Origin of the sequence: Sanguibacter keddieii DSM 10542 (genome assembly GCF_000024925.1) — a bacterium.
Classification (GTDB): Bacteria; Actinomycetota; Actinomycetes; order Actinomycetales; family Cellulomonadaceae; genus Sanguibacter; species Sanguibacter keddieii.
In genome coordinates this window covers 1,116,927-1,131,469 of the sequence record NC_013521.1, presented here as the reverse complement: position 1 = coordinate 1,131,469, position 14,543 = coordinate 1,116,927, and the positions used below count along the sequence as shown (strand labels likewise).

General features: G+C 72.4%; 11 protein-coding genes. 4 read left to right on the top strand and 7 right to left on the bottom strand.

The window, feature by feature from the left end; all coding sequences use genetic code 11:
* Nucleotides 1–13 precede the first annotated feature (13 nt).
* Entirely contained in the window at nt 14–457 is a 444-nt protein-coding gene (locus tag SKED_RS04775; protein WP_012865995.1) for a GNAT family N-acetyltransferase, read from the bottom strand.
* A 76-nt stretch (nt 458–533) separates the two neighbouring features.
* Between SKED_RS04775 and SKED_RS04770 the strand changes: the two genes are divergently transcribed.
* Nucleotides 534–1,091, top strand: a complete 558-nt coding sequence (locus SKED_RS04770; RefSeq protein ID WP_012865994.1) for a hypothetical protein — start codon at nt 534–536, stop codon at nt 1,089–1,091.
* 33 nt (nt 1,092–1,124) lie between these two features.
* Here the strand turns inward: SKED_RS04770 and SKED_RS04765 are convergent, their stop codons facing one another.
* The 4 genes from SKED_RS04765 to SKED_RS04750 all read right to left on the bottom strand — a co-directional run bounded on the left by SKED_RS04765 (nt 1,125) and on the right by SKED_RS04750 (nt 6,448).
* Nucleotides 1,125–2,162, bottom strand: a complete 1,038-nt coding sequence (locus SKED_RS04765) for an ABC transporter substrate-binding protein (RefSeq protein ID WP_012865993.1) — start codon at nt 2,160–2,162, stop codon at nt 1,125–1,127.
* Nucleotides 2,163–2,277: 115 nt separating this feature from the next.
* Nucleotides 2,278–3,180: a siderophore-interacting protein gene (locus SKED_RS04760; RefSeq protein WP_012865992.1), complete on the bottom strand. Its 903-nt coding sequence runs from the start codon at nt 3,178–3,180 to the stop codon at nt 2,278–2,280.
* A 91-nt stretch (nt 3,181–3,271) separates the two neighbouring features.
* Nucleotides 3,272–5,386: a hypothetical protein gene (locus SKED_RS04755; protein ID WP_012865991.1), complete on the bottom strand. Its 2,115-nt coding sequence runs from the start codon at nt 5,384–5,386 to the stop codon at nt 3,272–3,274.
* Nucleotides 5,387–5,515: 129 nt separating this feature from the next.
* Nucleotides 5,516–6,448, bottom strand: coding sequence for an AraC family transcriptional regulator (locus tag SKED_RS04750; protein ID WP_012865990.1), 933 nt, complete (start codon nt 6,446–6,448; stop codon nt 5,516–5,518).
* 96 nt (nt 6,449–6,544) lie between these two features.
* On the opposite strand from SKED_RS04750, the gene SKED_RS04745 reads away from it, so the two are divergent.
* From SKED_RS04745 to SKED_RS04735, 3 genes are all read left to right on the top strand, one after another.
* Nucleotides 6,545–7,954: an MFS transporter gene (locus SKED_RS04745; protein WP_012865989.1), complete on the top strand. Its 1,410-nt coding sequence runs from the start codon at nt 6,545–6,547 to the stop codon at nt 7,952–7,954.
* Complete coding sequence (locus tag SKED_RS20480; RefSeq protein ID WP_012865988.1) at nt 7,954–8,826, top strand: helix-turn-helix domain-containing protein; 873 nt, start codon at nt 7,954–7,956, stop codon at nt 8,824–8,826. The genes SKED_RS04745 and SKED_RS20480 overlap by 1 nt, the downstream gene beginning before the upstream one ends.
* A gap of 182 nt (nt 8,827–9,008) precedes the next feature.
* Complete coding sequence (locus SKED_RS04735) at nt 9,009–10,763, top strand: HNH endonuclease signature motif containing protein (protein ID WP_012865987.1); 1,755 nt, start codon at nt 9,009–9,011, stop codon at nt 10,761–10,763.
* Between the two features lie 107 nt (nt 10,764–10,870).
* On the opposite strand, the gene SKED_RS18885 is transcribed toward SKED_RS04735, so the two are convergent.
* On the bottom strand, nt 10,871–11,599 hold the full coding sequence (locus SKED_RS18885) for a hypothetical protein (protein WP_012865986.1): 729 nt from the start codon (nt 11,597–11,599) through the stop codon (nt 10,871–10,873).
* A 185-nt stretch (nt 11,600–11,784) separates the two neighbouring features.
* Nucleotides 11,785–14,481, bottom strand: coding sequence for a purple acid phosphatase family protein (locus SKED_RS04720; RefSeq protein ID WP_012865985.1), 2,697 nt, complete (start codon nt 14,479–14,481; stop codon nt 11,785–11,787).
* Nucleotides 14,482–14,543: the final 62 nt, after the last annotated feature.

Genomic DNA, 14,543 nt, shown 5'->3' with positions numbered 1-14,543 from the left:
GGCCGGACAGCACTCAGCGTCCGGAGGGCCGGTCCGCTCGCGTCATGAAGACGTCGACGTCGTCCTGCGAGTCCACGGTGAAGCCGTGCCGCTCGTAGAGACGACGGGCCGGGCTGCCCTGCAGCACGTTCAGCCGGAACGGCCTGGGGTCCTCCTCGGCGAGGACCGTCCGCAGCACCCGGCCGCCGATCCCCCGCCCCTGCACGTCCGGCGCGAGGTAGAAGTGCTCGAGCCACCGCGCGTCGTCCTCGATGCGGACGGCGACGCACCCGACCTCGACGTCGTCCTCGAGGACCACCCGGGTGCTCGCCGGGAGGTAGCCGTCACGCATCCGCTGGCGGACACGGTGCGGGTCGTAGCGGCCGAGCCGCTCCAGGTCGTCGCGGAGCACCTCCGCGCGGAGCTCCACCATCCACTCGATGTCGTGCTCCGTCGCGGAGCGGTAGGTCGTCGCCACAGGAGGATCTTACGAGCGGCCGGCCGGTCACCGGTCCGCCTGGTCGGCTCGCAGCACCTCGGATAGCGTCGAGAGCATGCCCGACGTCTCCAGCTCCGTCTCCATCTCTGGCTCTGGCACTGGCTCTGGCGATGACCAGCTCGCCGTGCGCCTGTTCGTCGGCCACGACCGGACGCCCCTGTGGTTCCCCGGACCCCGCGACCTCGACGAGACGCTCCTCGACGACGAGCTCACCGAGGCGCTGCACGCCTGGGAGTCCGACTGGTACGCCAGCCGAGACGTCGGCACCTTCGAGTGGGTCAGCACGACTCCCGAGATCGAGCACCTCCGGCGCGGTGTCGACCTGGCCCGCAGGCTCGCCCTGGCCCTCGGGTCGGAGCACGTCGTCGAGGTCGACCAGGCGGTCGAGCCACCGGCCGCCGGACCTGGGCCAGCAAGGCTGCGCATCAGGTCCGACGGCCCGGCCAGGCAGCCCGAGGCAGCACGACGGTTCACGGCATGGGCTGACGAAGAGCGAGCAGAGCACGAGCGCGTCCGGTCTGCGGCGCGCAAGGGCTGGTCGGCCTACGCTCCGCGCTCCGGTGCGACGTTCCGTCCGAGCAGCCCTGAGGAGATCCCGCAGGGCGACCACTGACGGCACATCGCACCGGCGACCAGGCGCGCCTGGTCAGCTGCGAGGTTCGAGGACCGTCGTCTCGACGCGCTCGAGCCAGGCGAGGGCGGTGCCGTAGTCGGTGACCGACCCGTAGACCGGGTAGACGGAGCCGGTCTGCTGGGCGGGCAGCGCGGCGAACAGCGGGGTGAGGACGGTGGTCGCCAGGCCGGGCGTCAGCTCACCGTCGGGGCGGGCACCAGCGACGATGATGTCGGCCTCGCCGAGCACCTCGTCGGTCAGCTCGGGGGCGATGTACTCCCACCCGTTGTCGTTCGCCTCGGGGACGCTCGGCGCGATGGTCACGCCGAGGTCCTCGAAGTAGAGCGAGCCGACGGCGCCGGTCGGGAAGAGGGCGGAGAACCCGCCCTCGACGTCGCCGTCGCCGATGGCGGCCCAGCGCTCGTCGGCGATGGTGCTGGCGTACGTGGTGGTGACCTCGTCGAGCTTCGCGTCGTAGGCGGCGTGCGCCTCGTCGAGCTCGTCGGAGGCGTTGACGGCGTCGGCGATCCCGGTGCTGATGGTGCGCCAGTCTCCGCGGTACTCCCCCTCGACCACGACGGTGGGGGCGATCTCCGAGAGCAGCGCGTAGGTCTGCTCGTCGATCTCGAGGGCGTCGCCGACGATGAGGTCGGGCTCGGCCGCGAGGACCGCCTCGACGTTGAGCTCGAAGAACGCGCCGACCGTCGGCAGCCCGTCGACGAGGTCGAGCTGCTCTGCGGTGAACTCCGTCGAGTAGCTCGAGTAGTCCTGGACCGCGACCGGCGTGACGCCGACGGCCTGCAGCTGCCACGGGGTGTCGTAGGAGACGGCGACGACGCGCTGCGGGTCCGACGGGACCTCGATCGGCCCGTAGGCGCTCTCGACCGTGCGGGTCGTCGGCTGGTCGGCGGCCTGCGACGAGCCGTCGGAGGCAGGCTCCGCGGCGTCGGTCGTGGTCGAGCAGGCCGCGAGCGCGAGCGCGAGGGCTGCGGCGGCAGCGGTGGTCGTCAGGCGCGCGCGGCTGGTCCGCTGGGCGGGCGTCGTGACGGCGGTGCGGGATCGGTGGTTCATCGGTCCTTCTCAGCATGAGGGCCCCGGGGAGCAACACCCGGAGTGAGGTAAGGCTCACCTCAGAAGAGAAGGTATGCCAGACCACCCACCGCTATGGGGACAACCGACCCCGCTATCAGGACACGACGTGCTCGTGCTCGTGCTCGTGCTCGTGCTCGTGCTCGTGCTCGTGCTCGTGCTCGTGCTCGTGCTCGTGCTCGTGCTCGTGCTCGTGCTCGTGAGCATCGTCGCGGTCGGCGCGGACGTTGGACGCGCCCGCCGTCCAGTACCCGACCACCTGGTGGCGGTCGCGGGGCATCCCCCACACCGCCCGCAGGTGCCGTCGCACGTCCCGGCTCGCCGCACTCTCGCACGCCACCCACGCGTAGCCAGGCCCCTCAGGCACCTCGAGCGCGCGCACGGCGTCCGCGAGCGCCTGCCCGGTCCGCTCTCCGTCGGGCGTGACCAGCCACGTCCAGGTCACGTCGCCAGCAGTCTCGAGCTCCTGGCGGTCGTCAGCGCTCGGCACCTCGACGACGGCGTGGACGACGGTCCCGGGCGCGAGCTCCTCGACGATGCGCCCGAGGCCGGGCAGGCCGGTGGGGTCGGCGACGAGCAGCTGCCAGGCGCTGTCGTCCGGGGCCTCGTGGTACCCGCGCGGCTCTCCGCCGTTGAAGACACCGAGCACGTGCCCGGGCTGGGCACTCACCGCCCAGTCGGAGGCGAGGCCGCCCGGGTGCACCGCGAGATCGACGACGATCGTGCGGCCCCCGTCGAGGACCTTGCGCACCGTGTAGTGGCGCCACGGCGGCTCAGCGCCGGCGAGCGCCTCGGGGCCGAGCGTCCCGTAGTCGCGCTGGTTGAAGAACTCGACGTCGGCGACGGTCTCCCCCGGGAACGGGAAGGCGAGGTCGATGCGCTCGTCGCCGTGGCCGTGCGTCGGCCAGGTCCAGTCGCCGACGGCCTCGAGGTGGACACGGACCATGCGCGGCGTGAGGTGCGTCGCGGAGGCGACGCGTGCCGGGTAGCAGAAGGACATCAGGCCACCGTAGTGCGGGCACGGAGCGTCGGTCTGGCCGTCCGTGTCGACGACCGGACAGGTCGTGTCCCGCGCCGCCCGCCGGTCGGCGTCAGCGGTGGGCGCGGCGCGCTCGCGAGGCCAGGACTGCAGCGACGCCCGTCGTGAGCGCCACCAGTGTCGCGAGCAGCCCGAGCACGCTCGAGTCCGCACCGGTGCTCGCGAGGGTCGGCGACGACGTGGCCGAGCCGCCGGAGAGGTGCGCCGCAGGCGCTGCTGCCGGAGCCGCGGGAAGGGCCACCGGTGCGACCGGGACGGGGACCTGCGGGACGGGGACCTGCGGAACCTCAGGCGTCGGCGTCCCCGGCGTCGGGGTACCGGGCGTCGGGGTACCGGGCGTCGGCTCCTCGGGCGAGGGGACCTCAGCTGCTGTGACGTCGAGCGGGACGCGCCCTGCCTCGACGCCGTCCAGCAGCAGGACGAGGTGGTGCCGGCCCGTCGGGGTGTCGGACGGGATCGCGAACCTCGCCGAGAGCGTCCCCTCGCTCGTGGAGGTCACCGTCCCGAGCGGGACGGGCGTCGAGTGCAGCTCGACCTGGTAGTCCGTGCTGAACAGCAGCCCTGCGACACTGAGGTCGACGGTTCCTCCGACCACCGCTGCTGCGACGCCCCCGGCAGGTGCACCGACCAGCGCGAGGTCGGGTCGGGCGATGCGACCGCTCGGTGCCGACGCGACGACGTACGGCTGGTGGTCGACGGCGTGCGCCGTCGCGAGGACGTACACGACCTCTCCCACCAGGCCCTCCGTCATCGGCAGCACCGCCCCGGTCTCGCCCTCGACCGGCGTCCCGTCCTCGAGATACCACTGGTAGTCGAAGGACTCCGGTCGCGGCGTCCAGGCGCTCGTGTCGAGCGTCGCGACGAGGGTGCCACCGAGGGTGTGCTGACCGACCAGCACCGGAGGCGCACCGGGTGAGAACTCCGCGAGGCGCACCGTGCTCGAGAACGACGAGTTGGGGGTCGTGTACGGGGACGTCCCGGGCGCGCGGAGGGTGGCGACCACGTAGACCGGCGTGCCCACGAGGGCTGCGGTCGGGACGAAAGTCGACCCCGAGGCCTGCACGACAGCACCCGTGTCCGCGCGGTGCCAGACGTACTCGACCGACACGGGCACCGGGGTGAGGCCGGTGACGTCGAGGGTCGCCGTGAAGGCGGTCCCCAGCATCCCGCTGCCGGACACCGCAGGCACGGGCACCTGGTCGAACTCCGCGAGGCGCACCGTGCTGGAGAAGGCGGAGTTGGTGGTCGTGTACGGCGAGGCGCCGTCCGCGGACAGCGTGGCGACGACGTAGACCGGGGTCCCGAGCAGCGCGGAGGGGGCGACGAAGGTGCTGCCACCGGACTGGACGACCTCGCCCGTGTCGGCACGGTGCCAGGTGTAGGCCACGGTCTGCGGGACAGGGGTGATCCCGGCGACGTCGAGCGACGCCGTGTATGTCGACCCCACGATCCCGGTCCCCGTGACCGACGGAGCCGGGACGTGCGCGAACTCGGCCAGGCGCACCGCGCTGGAGAACGGCGAGTTGGAGGTCGTGTAGGGCGAGGTGTCGGGCGCCCGGACGGTCGCGATCGCGTAGACCGCGGTCCCGACGAGCGACGAGGTCGCCCTCAGCGTGCTGCCACCGGTCTGCACGACCGCACCGGTGTCGACGCGGTACCAGACGTAGTCGACGGACGTCGGGGTCGGCGTGGTGTCGCTGGTGCTCAGCGACGCCGTGAAGTCCGTCCCCACCACGCCGCTGCCCGACACCGTCGGGTCAGGCACGCCCGAGAAGGACCCCAGGTGGATCGTCGGCGACCCGGTCGTCGAGGCCACCGCCATGAGGCTGCCGTCGCGGAAGGCCCTCGCCTCGACGTAGAGCATCGTCCCGACCTCGGCAGCGGTCGGGGTGAGGACGGCACCGCCGGCGTCGGCCCCGGAGTGCACGACCGCGCCGTCGTCGAACCGGTACCAGGAGTACACGACCAGGTCGGGCGCCGGGTCCCACGGCGTCACGGTCCGCACGGCGAGAGCGTCGCCCACCCGTCCCGAGCCGTCGATCGTGAGGGTCGCCGCCGTGGCTCCCACCGCCTGCGCCGGGACGGCACCGAGGAGCGAGAGGACACCGCCGATCGCGAGTGCGAGGACCGCGGCTGTCGCGCGTCGGATGCTGGGTGCTCGGGTCATGGTGTCCTCGATGGGTGAGCTGGACGCACGGCGGCTCCGTGGCGGCGTGACCCGAGAGGTCGGGTCATCACGCACTATCGGCGTTCCGTCCGCCACCATGAGGCGTCCGGCGCGGCAGGCAGCCGGTGCTCAGCGCTCCCGCGCGTCGAGGCTCCGCAGGTAGGCGGCCGGGGTGTGGCCGAGGGTCTGGCGGAACAGGTCGGTGAAGGTGCTGGGGTTCGCGTACCCGAGACGGTGGGCGACGGCAGCCACCGAACGCCCCGAGGAGATCTCGAGGAGCGCCTGGCGCATCCGCACGAGGATGCGCCACCGCGTGAGCGTCACCCCGGTCTCCCGGACGAACCCCCGCGAGAGGGTGCGCGAGCTGATGTTGAGCGTGTCCGCCCACTCGGTGAGCGTGCGGTCGTCCGCGGGGTCGGCGACGATCGCGTCGGCCACGGACCGCAGGCGCAGGTCGGTGGGCATCGTGATGTCGAGGGAGGCGCTCTCGACCGGGACCAGCAGGTCGACCACCACCTGCTGGAGCCGCAGGCGGACGTCGTCGTCGAGCGTCGAGGACTTGTTGTGGAGCACCAGCTCGTGCACCGCACGGCTCAGCGTGACCCCGGCGATCCCGGCACCCCAGGACGGGCTGACGCGCTCCGGGGCGAGGTACGTGACGTGGGTGAGGGTGCCCGGCGCGGCCCGGACGTGGTGCCGGGTGAGGGCGGGGATCCAGATGCCCAGGCCCGGCGGGACCGTCCACAGCTGGTCGTCCGTCTCGACCGTCAGCGAGCCGGCCGTGGCCCAGATCAGCTCGTGCTCCCGGTGCAGCCCGTCGACCCAGCTGCCGCCGTCGGGCGTGAGGATGGTCTCGGTGATGAGCAGCCACGGCTCCTCGACGCGTGCGGGCTCGGCGTGGACCTCGGCGTCGGCGTCTGACCCCCGCCCCTCGGGTGGCGGTGTCGCTGCCGTCCTCGTGCCCGACGTCGGTGCCGTCGCGGGCCGGTGAGCGCCTCGCCGGTCGTCGAGGACCGGCGCCACCCACAGGCGCGTCGCGTCAGCCTGGTCAGGGTGCGGCACAGCACGACATCCTACGAGGGCAGGGACCACAGCCGGGGCCGCAGCGCAGCGCAGCGCTTGACCCTGACGCACGGTCAGGGCTGCACGATCGGGCTCATGACACGTCACGCAGTCCTCTACCTCACCGCGAGCGCCCTGTCGCTCCTCGGCAACTCGGTCGTCGCGGTCGCTCTCCCGCTCCTCGTGCTGATGCGCACCGGCAGCGCGACCAGCGCCGGGACCGTCGCCCTCGCGACCGCGGTCCCCGCGATCCTCGTCGGGGTCGTCGGCGGCCTCGTGATCGACCGGGTGGGCCGGCGCCGGGCCTCGATCGTCTCGGACGTCGTCTCTGCCGTCGCGGTCGCGGCGCTCCCGGTGGTCGACCTCCTCACCGGCCTGGACCTCGGGTGGTTCGTCGCCCTCGGAGTTCTCGGTGCGATCGGGGACGTCCCTGGTATGACCGCCCGAGAGGCGCTCGTGCCTGCGGTCGCGCGCTCGTCGGGGGTCCCGCTCGAGCGGCTCGTCGGCATCCGGGAGAGCATCGAGGCCGGTGTCATGGTGGTCGGGCCTGCCCTGGCCGGGGTGCTGCTGGTGACGCTCGGGGACACGACCGTCCTGTGGGTCACCGCGGCGACCTCCGCGCTCGCGGCGCTCGTGACAGCCATGCTGCCGAGGGCCCTCGACACGTTGCCGGCGCAGCCCGACGGCGCCGACGCTCACGACGGCTCCCTGCCGACGTCGCCGGCGCTGCCCCGCCGAGGTGGTCGTGCGCGTGCTGCGCTCCGACGGTCGTCCGACGAGCTCCGCGCCGGGCTCGCCGTCGTCATCCGCGACCGCCTGCTGCTGGGCGGCACCCTGCTCTCCCTGGGGTCGTTGCTGGCGCTGGCCGGTCTGCAGGGCATCGTGCTTCCCGTGCACTTCACGACGACCGGAGAGCCCGGACGTCTGGGGCTCGTCCTGAGCGCCATGGCAGCCGGGCTACTGGTCGGGGCGACGCTCTACTCCGTCCTCGGCCCGCGCATGAGTCCCCGGACCGTCTTCGTGTCCTCCATGCTGGGGGTGGGGGTCGGGGTGGTCGGGATGAGTCTGCTGCCCGTGACGTGGCTGCTCCTCGCCTCGGCCGCGGTCGCCGGGGTGTCCAGCGGGCTGATGAACCCCGTGCTGCAGGTCGCGATGATGCGCCGGACACCCGAGGCGGCGCGCGGTCGCGTGCTGGGGCTGCAGGGCTCGGCGATGATGGCCGTCGCACCCGTCGCGGTCTTCGGTGCCGGGCTGCTGGTCGACGCTGCCGGGCTGCGGGCGACGGGCGTCGTGGTGGCGGTCGGGTTCGTAGTGGTCGTGGTGCTCGGCGTTCTGTCTCCGGCGCTGCGCGGTCTCGGGGACGCGGACGGCGAGTCAGCCGACGACGACGACGACGACGATGGGACGGTGCGCGACGGTGTGGACCTCGCCGTCGACGTACGCGATACTCGCCTCCTGCCGACCGCCGCCCCTGCGGACGGCACCCCGCGTGCAGGAGGCTCGTGATGCTGACGATCGGCGAGGTGGCCCGGCTCGCCGGGACGACCGTGCGCGCCGTCCGCCACTACACGACGACCGGGCTGGTCGCCGAGCCCGAGCGGGACGCCTCGGGGTACCGGCGGTACGGGTCGACGGACCTCGTCCGGGTGGTGCGGATCCGTCGCCTCCGAGACCTCGGCATCCCGCTATCGCAGGTCGCCGCTCTGCTCGACGCCCCGCCGGAGGCTGTGAGGCTGGCCCTCGACGCTCTCGACACCGAGCTGAGCGCGTCGATCGCCGAGCTGCAGGAGCGCCGCGACCGGTTGCGGGCGCTGCGTGACGACGACCTCGACGTCGAGCTTCCCGAAGGCTTGTCCGACCTCCCGCGCCGGCTGCTGGCGGCGGGTGTGTCGCCCGGGAGCGTCGCCCTCGAGAAGGAGGCCCTGCTGCTCGGTCTCGCCGTGCTCGAGGACGGCTTCCCGGGGACGATCTCGGAGTTCTACGGCACGCTCCTCGACGACGAGTCGCGGTGGTCGAGGTCCGCCGCGCTGTCCGCCCAGATGGACGGGCTCCCTGACGACGCGAGCGCCGCAGAGGTCGACACGCTGGCGCGCGGGTTCCTCGCGCTCTTGGAGCCGCAGCATGCCCCAGAGGTCACGACCGAGGGATCACCGCAGGACCGTCTGGTCGTCAGGCTGCTCGACGACTTCACCGCCACGCTCGCGACGGGCCAGCGACGCGTGCTCCAGAGGGTCGTCGAGCTCGCGGGAGAGGTGGGAGAGGTGGGAGAGGTGGGAGACCGTGGTGCGGCGGGCGCGGCGGGCGCGGCGGGCGCGGCGGGCGCGGCCGCGCGAGGGGATGACGGAGCGGGCGCTCGTACCGGCAGCACGTCTCGGTAGCCGACCACGCTCGGGACGACGGGGCCGCGGTGCGTCCTGTACCGGCCCCCCGGCGGGATGTCAGTGGGTATCGGTAGATTCATCTCATGACGACCGAAACGCCTGAACCGACCGAACGGGATGCCGGTGTGCTTGCCGTGCCTGGCCCGTCGGAGGTAGCGGGCTCCGGCGTTCCCTGGACGATGACGCCGGCTGAGGCGGGCGAGGGGTTGGCCGTGCTGGTCGACGCGGTCGTGGCGATCGAGGCTGAGATCGCGGCGCTGTCGGCGCGTCGAGCAGCACTGGTCGACCGCGCTCGGCGGTGGTCACGAGAGGCTACCGACGCCGTCGCTCGAGGCCGAGGTGAGGACCGCGCTCCGTTCCTGGACCATCGCCTGGCCGAGCGGTCCCTGGTCTCTGAGATCGCGTGCGCGCTGCGCCTGCCTGAACGTTCAGCGGGCAACCTGCTGATCGAGTCGCAGGCTCTGGTGCACGAGCACCCCGCCACGATGGCCACGCTGCGTGAGGGGCAGGTGTCCTACCGGCACGCACAGACGGTCCTCGACGCGACCATGGGCCTGGACGAACCGTCAGTCCGCGAGCTGGACGCGTTGCTGGCCCAGAAGGCCCAGGCGTTGACGGTCTCTCGCCTCAAGACCGTCGCCCGGCGTGAGCGTGAGCGCCGCGACTCGCGCCCGTTGGTCGAGCGCCACCAGGTCGCCGCCGTCGATCGCCACGTGGAGCTGCAGCCCGGCCAGGACGGCATGGCATGGCTGCACCACCTCCTCCCCGCGGTCCAGGCCACCGCGATCTTCCACCGGTTGACCGACATCGCCACGGCGGTCCAAGGCCCCGACGAGCCCCGCACCTTGGCGCAGCTTCGCGCCGACGCCAGCGTGGACCTGATGCTTGATGACGACGCACGGGCGGCCTTGATGGCTGCCCCCTGCGACACCGGACAGATACCGGCAGGTGAGACCCCCACGGCCACCTCGGGCACCTCGGGCACGAACGCAAACATGGACACGGTCGCAGGCGGGGACACGGATACGCGAACAGGCACGGGCACGGGCACGGGCACGGGCACGGGCACGGGCCGAATGATCGACAGCAGCGCCGTGGGCACCACCGTCATGACTGTCACCGCGGAGCACCACACCGCGGGCAACCCCCGTCAGTCGATCGCGGGCATCGCCGACCGTGTCTCCCTCGGAGGCATCAAGCCTCAGGTCGCGGTCACCATCCCCGTCATGACCCTGCTCGGCCACTCCGACGAGCCCGGTGACCTCGCCGGACACGGCCCCATCGACGCACACACCGCCCGACGCCTCGCAGCCCAGGCACCGAGCTTCCTGCGGATCTTGACCCACCCCGAGACCGGGACAGTCCTTTCCGTCGGACGAGACCGCTACGCAGTCCCCGCAGACCTCAAGACCTGGCTCAGGCTGCGCGACGAGACCTGCCGCTTCCCCGGATGCTCACGCAGAGCCCAACGCTGCGACATCGACCACGTCAAGGACTGGGCCCACGGCGGAACCACCGACCACCACAACCTCATCCACCTCTGCCGCCACCACCACCGCCTCAAGCACACCACCACCTGGACCGTCAGCACCGAACCACCCGACAGACCAGACACCGCGCCACCAGAAGGCAGCCCACCCCACAGCGGTCCATCCGACAGCGGTCCATCCGACAGCAGCCCACCCCACTGCGGCTCGCCGAACAAGGACAGCACACACGGGGAACGACACCACAGCGACTCGGCACCGACCGCCGACGTCGTGCGCTGGACCGCGCCCACCGGGCGCGAGTACCTCGACCACGCTGCTCTCCAGATCAGCACCGCCGCGTCGGGGGATGCTGGGCCGACGGCAACCGATACCGTCGCCGGTCGACGTCCAGACGAACCGGCCGGTGAAACCGCCTCGACCTTCGCCGACGAGCCTCCGTTCTGAGGGCCGGTCCATGCGTCTCCGGGTGAACTGGGCTCGTCGACCACCCCTCCCCGCGCTCGACGCCGGACACCTCGATCGGTGCTCCTCGCGCGGTGGTACGCCGCCACTCAGGGGAGCGCGAGGACGTAGCCAGTCGTGCCCGACGCTACGGCGGCGAGCCCTGCGGACAGCGCCTCGCGAGTGCGCGGCGCGACGTCAGGAGCCGCTCCCCCGATGCTCGCCTCGGGCTCTGGTGCTGGCCTTGCCCCGGGTCCGGACCCGGACCCGGACCCGGACCATACGACAGCCGTGACGTTGGCCGTCGGTTCTGGGAGCTGGGCGCCGATGGTCAGGAACTGCTGGTCGAGGGTCGACGCAGACACGCGGTCGAGCGCGTCGAGCATCGCGGGACCGAGGACGACCACGACGTCCGGGGCCGCGCCGAGAGCGAGCTCAAGGAGCGCTTCCGGGTCTGCGACGTGCTCGGGGAGCGCAACCGCGTGCGTGACGGTCGCCCCCACGTCGTCCGCGAACGCGTCGACCGCCCGGACTGCAGCGTCGGTGTCGGCCGTCTCGTCGGAGACCACGACTGCCAGCGTGAGGCCCGGCGGCACAGCGTCCGTCGGGTCGGCACGGGGCGCGAGCGTGCTCCCAGGAGCAGGCGCGTCGGTGTCCACCACGTCAGCAGCCGTCTCGGTGACCGACTCGACGGGCAGCCCCGGAGGGTGCTGACGGTCGAAGGTGACGGGCGCCGTCGAGCAGGCCGTGAGGGTGGCGAGCGCTGCGGTGGTCGCGGCGACTGCGGCCAGGGCGGCGAAGAGCGTGTGCCGGCGGGAGGTGTCGTCCTGAGGTGTCACGCGGGGGCCATCCTCTCGGAGGGTGGTGCTGATCATTGGGGGTCTGTGCTGGTGCTGGTGCTGGTGCTGGTGCTGGTGCTGGTGCTGGTGCTGCGGAGCGTCGTGTGGAGCCCCTGCCGCTCTGTGGCCCTGGGCGGGCGAGTGCCCGCCCAGGACCCCAGGAGCGTCCGATCAGAAGCCGGCCGTCAGGCCTTCGCGCTCGTCCTGCGGCGGACGACGAGCACGCCCGCGCCGACTGCAGTCAGGAGGACGGCCAGGACTCCGGCGACGGCGCCAGCGGCTCCGGTCGAGGCGAGACCGCCACCAGCAGGCCCGGCTGCAGAGATCTCGATCTGCTGCCAGCCGATGACGACGCCGTCTGCGTCGACCACCGCGATGCGGTGGACCCCGGCCGGGGCGTCCGTCGGGATGGTGACCCGCACCGTGCCGTCAGCGGCCACGACCTGCGTCGCCAGCAGGCGCGGAGTCGAGAAGAGCCACACGTCGACCGTCCGGCCGGCGTGCGCCGTCCCGACGAGGACGGTGACCGGCTGACCGGCGACCGCAGCGGTCGGGGCGGTGATACGGCCCCGAGCGGCATCGGTGAGCTCAGGCGCGGTCGGCGCGCCGGGGACCGTCGGCGCAGGCGAGCCCGGGGTGCCGGGGGTGCCGGGAGCAGTCGGGGGCGGGGTGCCGGGGGTACCAGGCGTCCCCGGGGTTCCCGGCGCTCCAGGGGTCCCGGGGGTCGGCTCCGGAGCCGGGGTGGGGTCGGTCGACGGGTCCGGAGCCGGGCTGGGGCCGGGGGTCGGCTCGGTCGTCGGACCCGGCGTCGGACCCGGGTCGGGAGTCGGCTCGGTCGTCGGACCCGGCGTCGGACCCGGGTCGGGAGTCGGCTCGGGGTCCGGCGTGGGCTCGGGGTCCGGCGTCGGCTCGGGGTCCGGCGTGGGCTCAGGGTCGGGGGTCCCGACTGCAGCCTTCTTGAGCGTCACACGGTCGACGACGCTGTTCACGGGCTTGTCGGCACCGTTCTGCTGGCTGCGCATGGTCGAGATGGTGATCGCCTGGTCGGTGACCTCGACGTGGGAGTAGTTGCGGACCTTCTCCTGGTTGATCACCGAGGCGTAGAAGGCGTCGGGTGCCCGCACGTCGTAGTACTTGGACCCGCTCGCGGAGTTGGCCGTGACGTAGAGGACCTCCCCCTCCCCCGCGGTGACCTCGGCCTGGCCGGGGACCTCGGTGGTGCTGGCGCGGTCGCCGTCCTTCATGAGGAAGCTGCGGGTGTAGCTGTGGTCGTGACCCTGCAGCACCAGGTCGATGCCGAGGTCCGAGATGATCGGCGGGAGGGCCGCCCGGAAGTCCTTGATCTGCGTGTCGTTCACGTGCGAGGCGACGGAGTAGATCGAGTGGTGGAAGGCCAGGACCGTCCACGTCGCGTCCCCGCCCTGCTCGGCGACGACGCGCCGCAGGAACGCCTCGTGCGAGGCCATGTCCGAGCTGTTCGTGTTGATGTTGAGGTACAGGACGTCCTTGTAGGTGAACCAGTAGTCGCCGCCCGAGGACGTGCTGTTGCGTGCGGCACCTGCCGTCGGGTCGTTGTTGGGCACCGTGTAGTGCTGCTCGTATGCCTTGGAGCCGACGTCGTGGTTGCCGTTGGTCGGCACCAGCGGGATGCTGCGCAGCTGGTCGGGCGCGAGGAACGCCTCGTACTGGGGCTCGCTGCCCGCTGCCTCGACCTGGTCACCGGCCGAGAAGATCATCTCGCTGCCGGGGAACGCGGCCTCGGCCACGTCCAGCGTGTCGGTCCACCCGGCCTGGTCGCGCGCGACGTTCCCGGACGCGCCGATCTGCGGGTCGCCGATGAACAGGAAGTCGTAGTCGCCGGAGAAGGTGCCGGTCGAGAACGGGTACGTCGCGGACCACCCGTCGGTGTCGCTGCCGACCCTGTAGACGTAGTCGGTCGACGCGGCGAGGTCTGCGAGCGTCGCGGAGCGTCGGAACTCACCGCTCGACGTGGGCCCGCCGGTCGCCAGGACCGTCGTCGCCGAGGCCGGCATCTGCCCGTCCACCACGGCCGCGGCCGGGGCGAGCTGTACCTGCTGCGGGGAGTCGACGTTCGTGTACCAGGTGATGCTGCGCGAGGTCTCGTCGGAGCCGACGGTCATGACGACGTCCGTGTGCTCGGCGTCGACGACGAGCGGCACCGGGGCGAGGGACTTCATGTCGAGGTAGATGTCCGAGCTGGAGGCGCGGTCCTGGTAGAGCGCCACCGCGATGGTGTTCTCGCCCGCGACGAGGTCCTCGACCGGGACGGTGAAGGTGTGCGCGACCGGGTTGCCGCCGTTGGCGCCCGCGTACATGAGGTTGCGCTCGGCCTCGGGAGCCGCCTCGACGCGGTCGTCGACGAATCCGGCGACCTTGTCGCCGTTGACGAAGACCTGCACCGCGTCGTCGAAGACGATGTCGCCGCGCAGACCGCGGATCTCGGCGATCTGCTCGGCCGTCACGTTGAAGGTCGTGCGGAAGTGGTACGTCGGGACGGTCGGGGCCGCCGTGCCGTCGAGGTAGTGGTTGAGCAGCGTCGTGATCGGGAAGGCCGCGCCGATGCCCGTCGCGAGGCCGTTCTTGGCGCCGAAGGCACCGGACGCGGTAGCCCAGGCGGAGTCGTCGAAGGCAGCGGTGGTCCAGGTGAGCCTGTCGGCGTCCCCGGCGGACGGGTCGGTGCCGTCGTCGGAGTACGTCCACGGGGTGGCGGTGTCGACGAAGGAGTCGGGGAGGGTGGTGGCGGCCTCGGCGGTCGGGGCGACAGCCGTCAGCGCCCCACCTCCGACGATCAGGCACGCGGCTGCTGCTGCGACAGCTCGGGCCAGGCGCGGCGCTCGACGCGCCACGGTCGTGTCGTTCACGAAGGTTCTCTCCAGGTTCTCACCTCGCTGTGGCGAGGCGCTCGGTCCCGACGGTGCGTCGG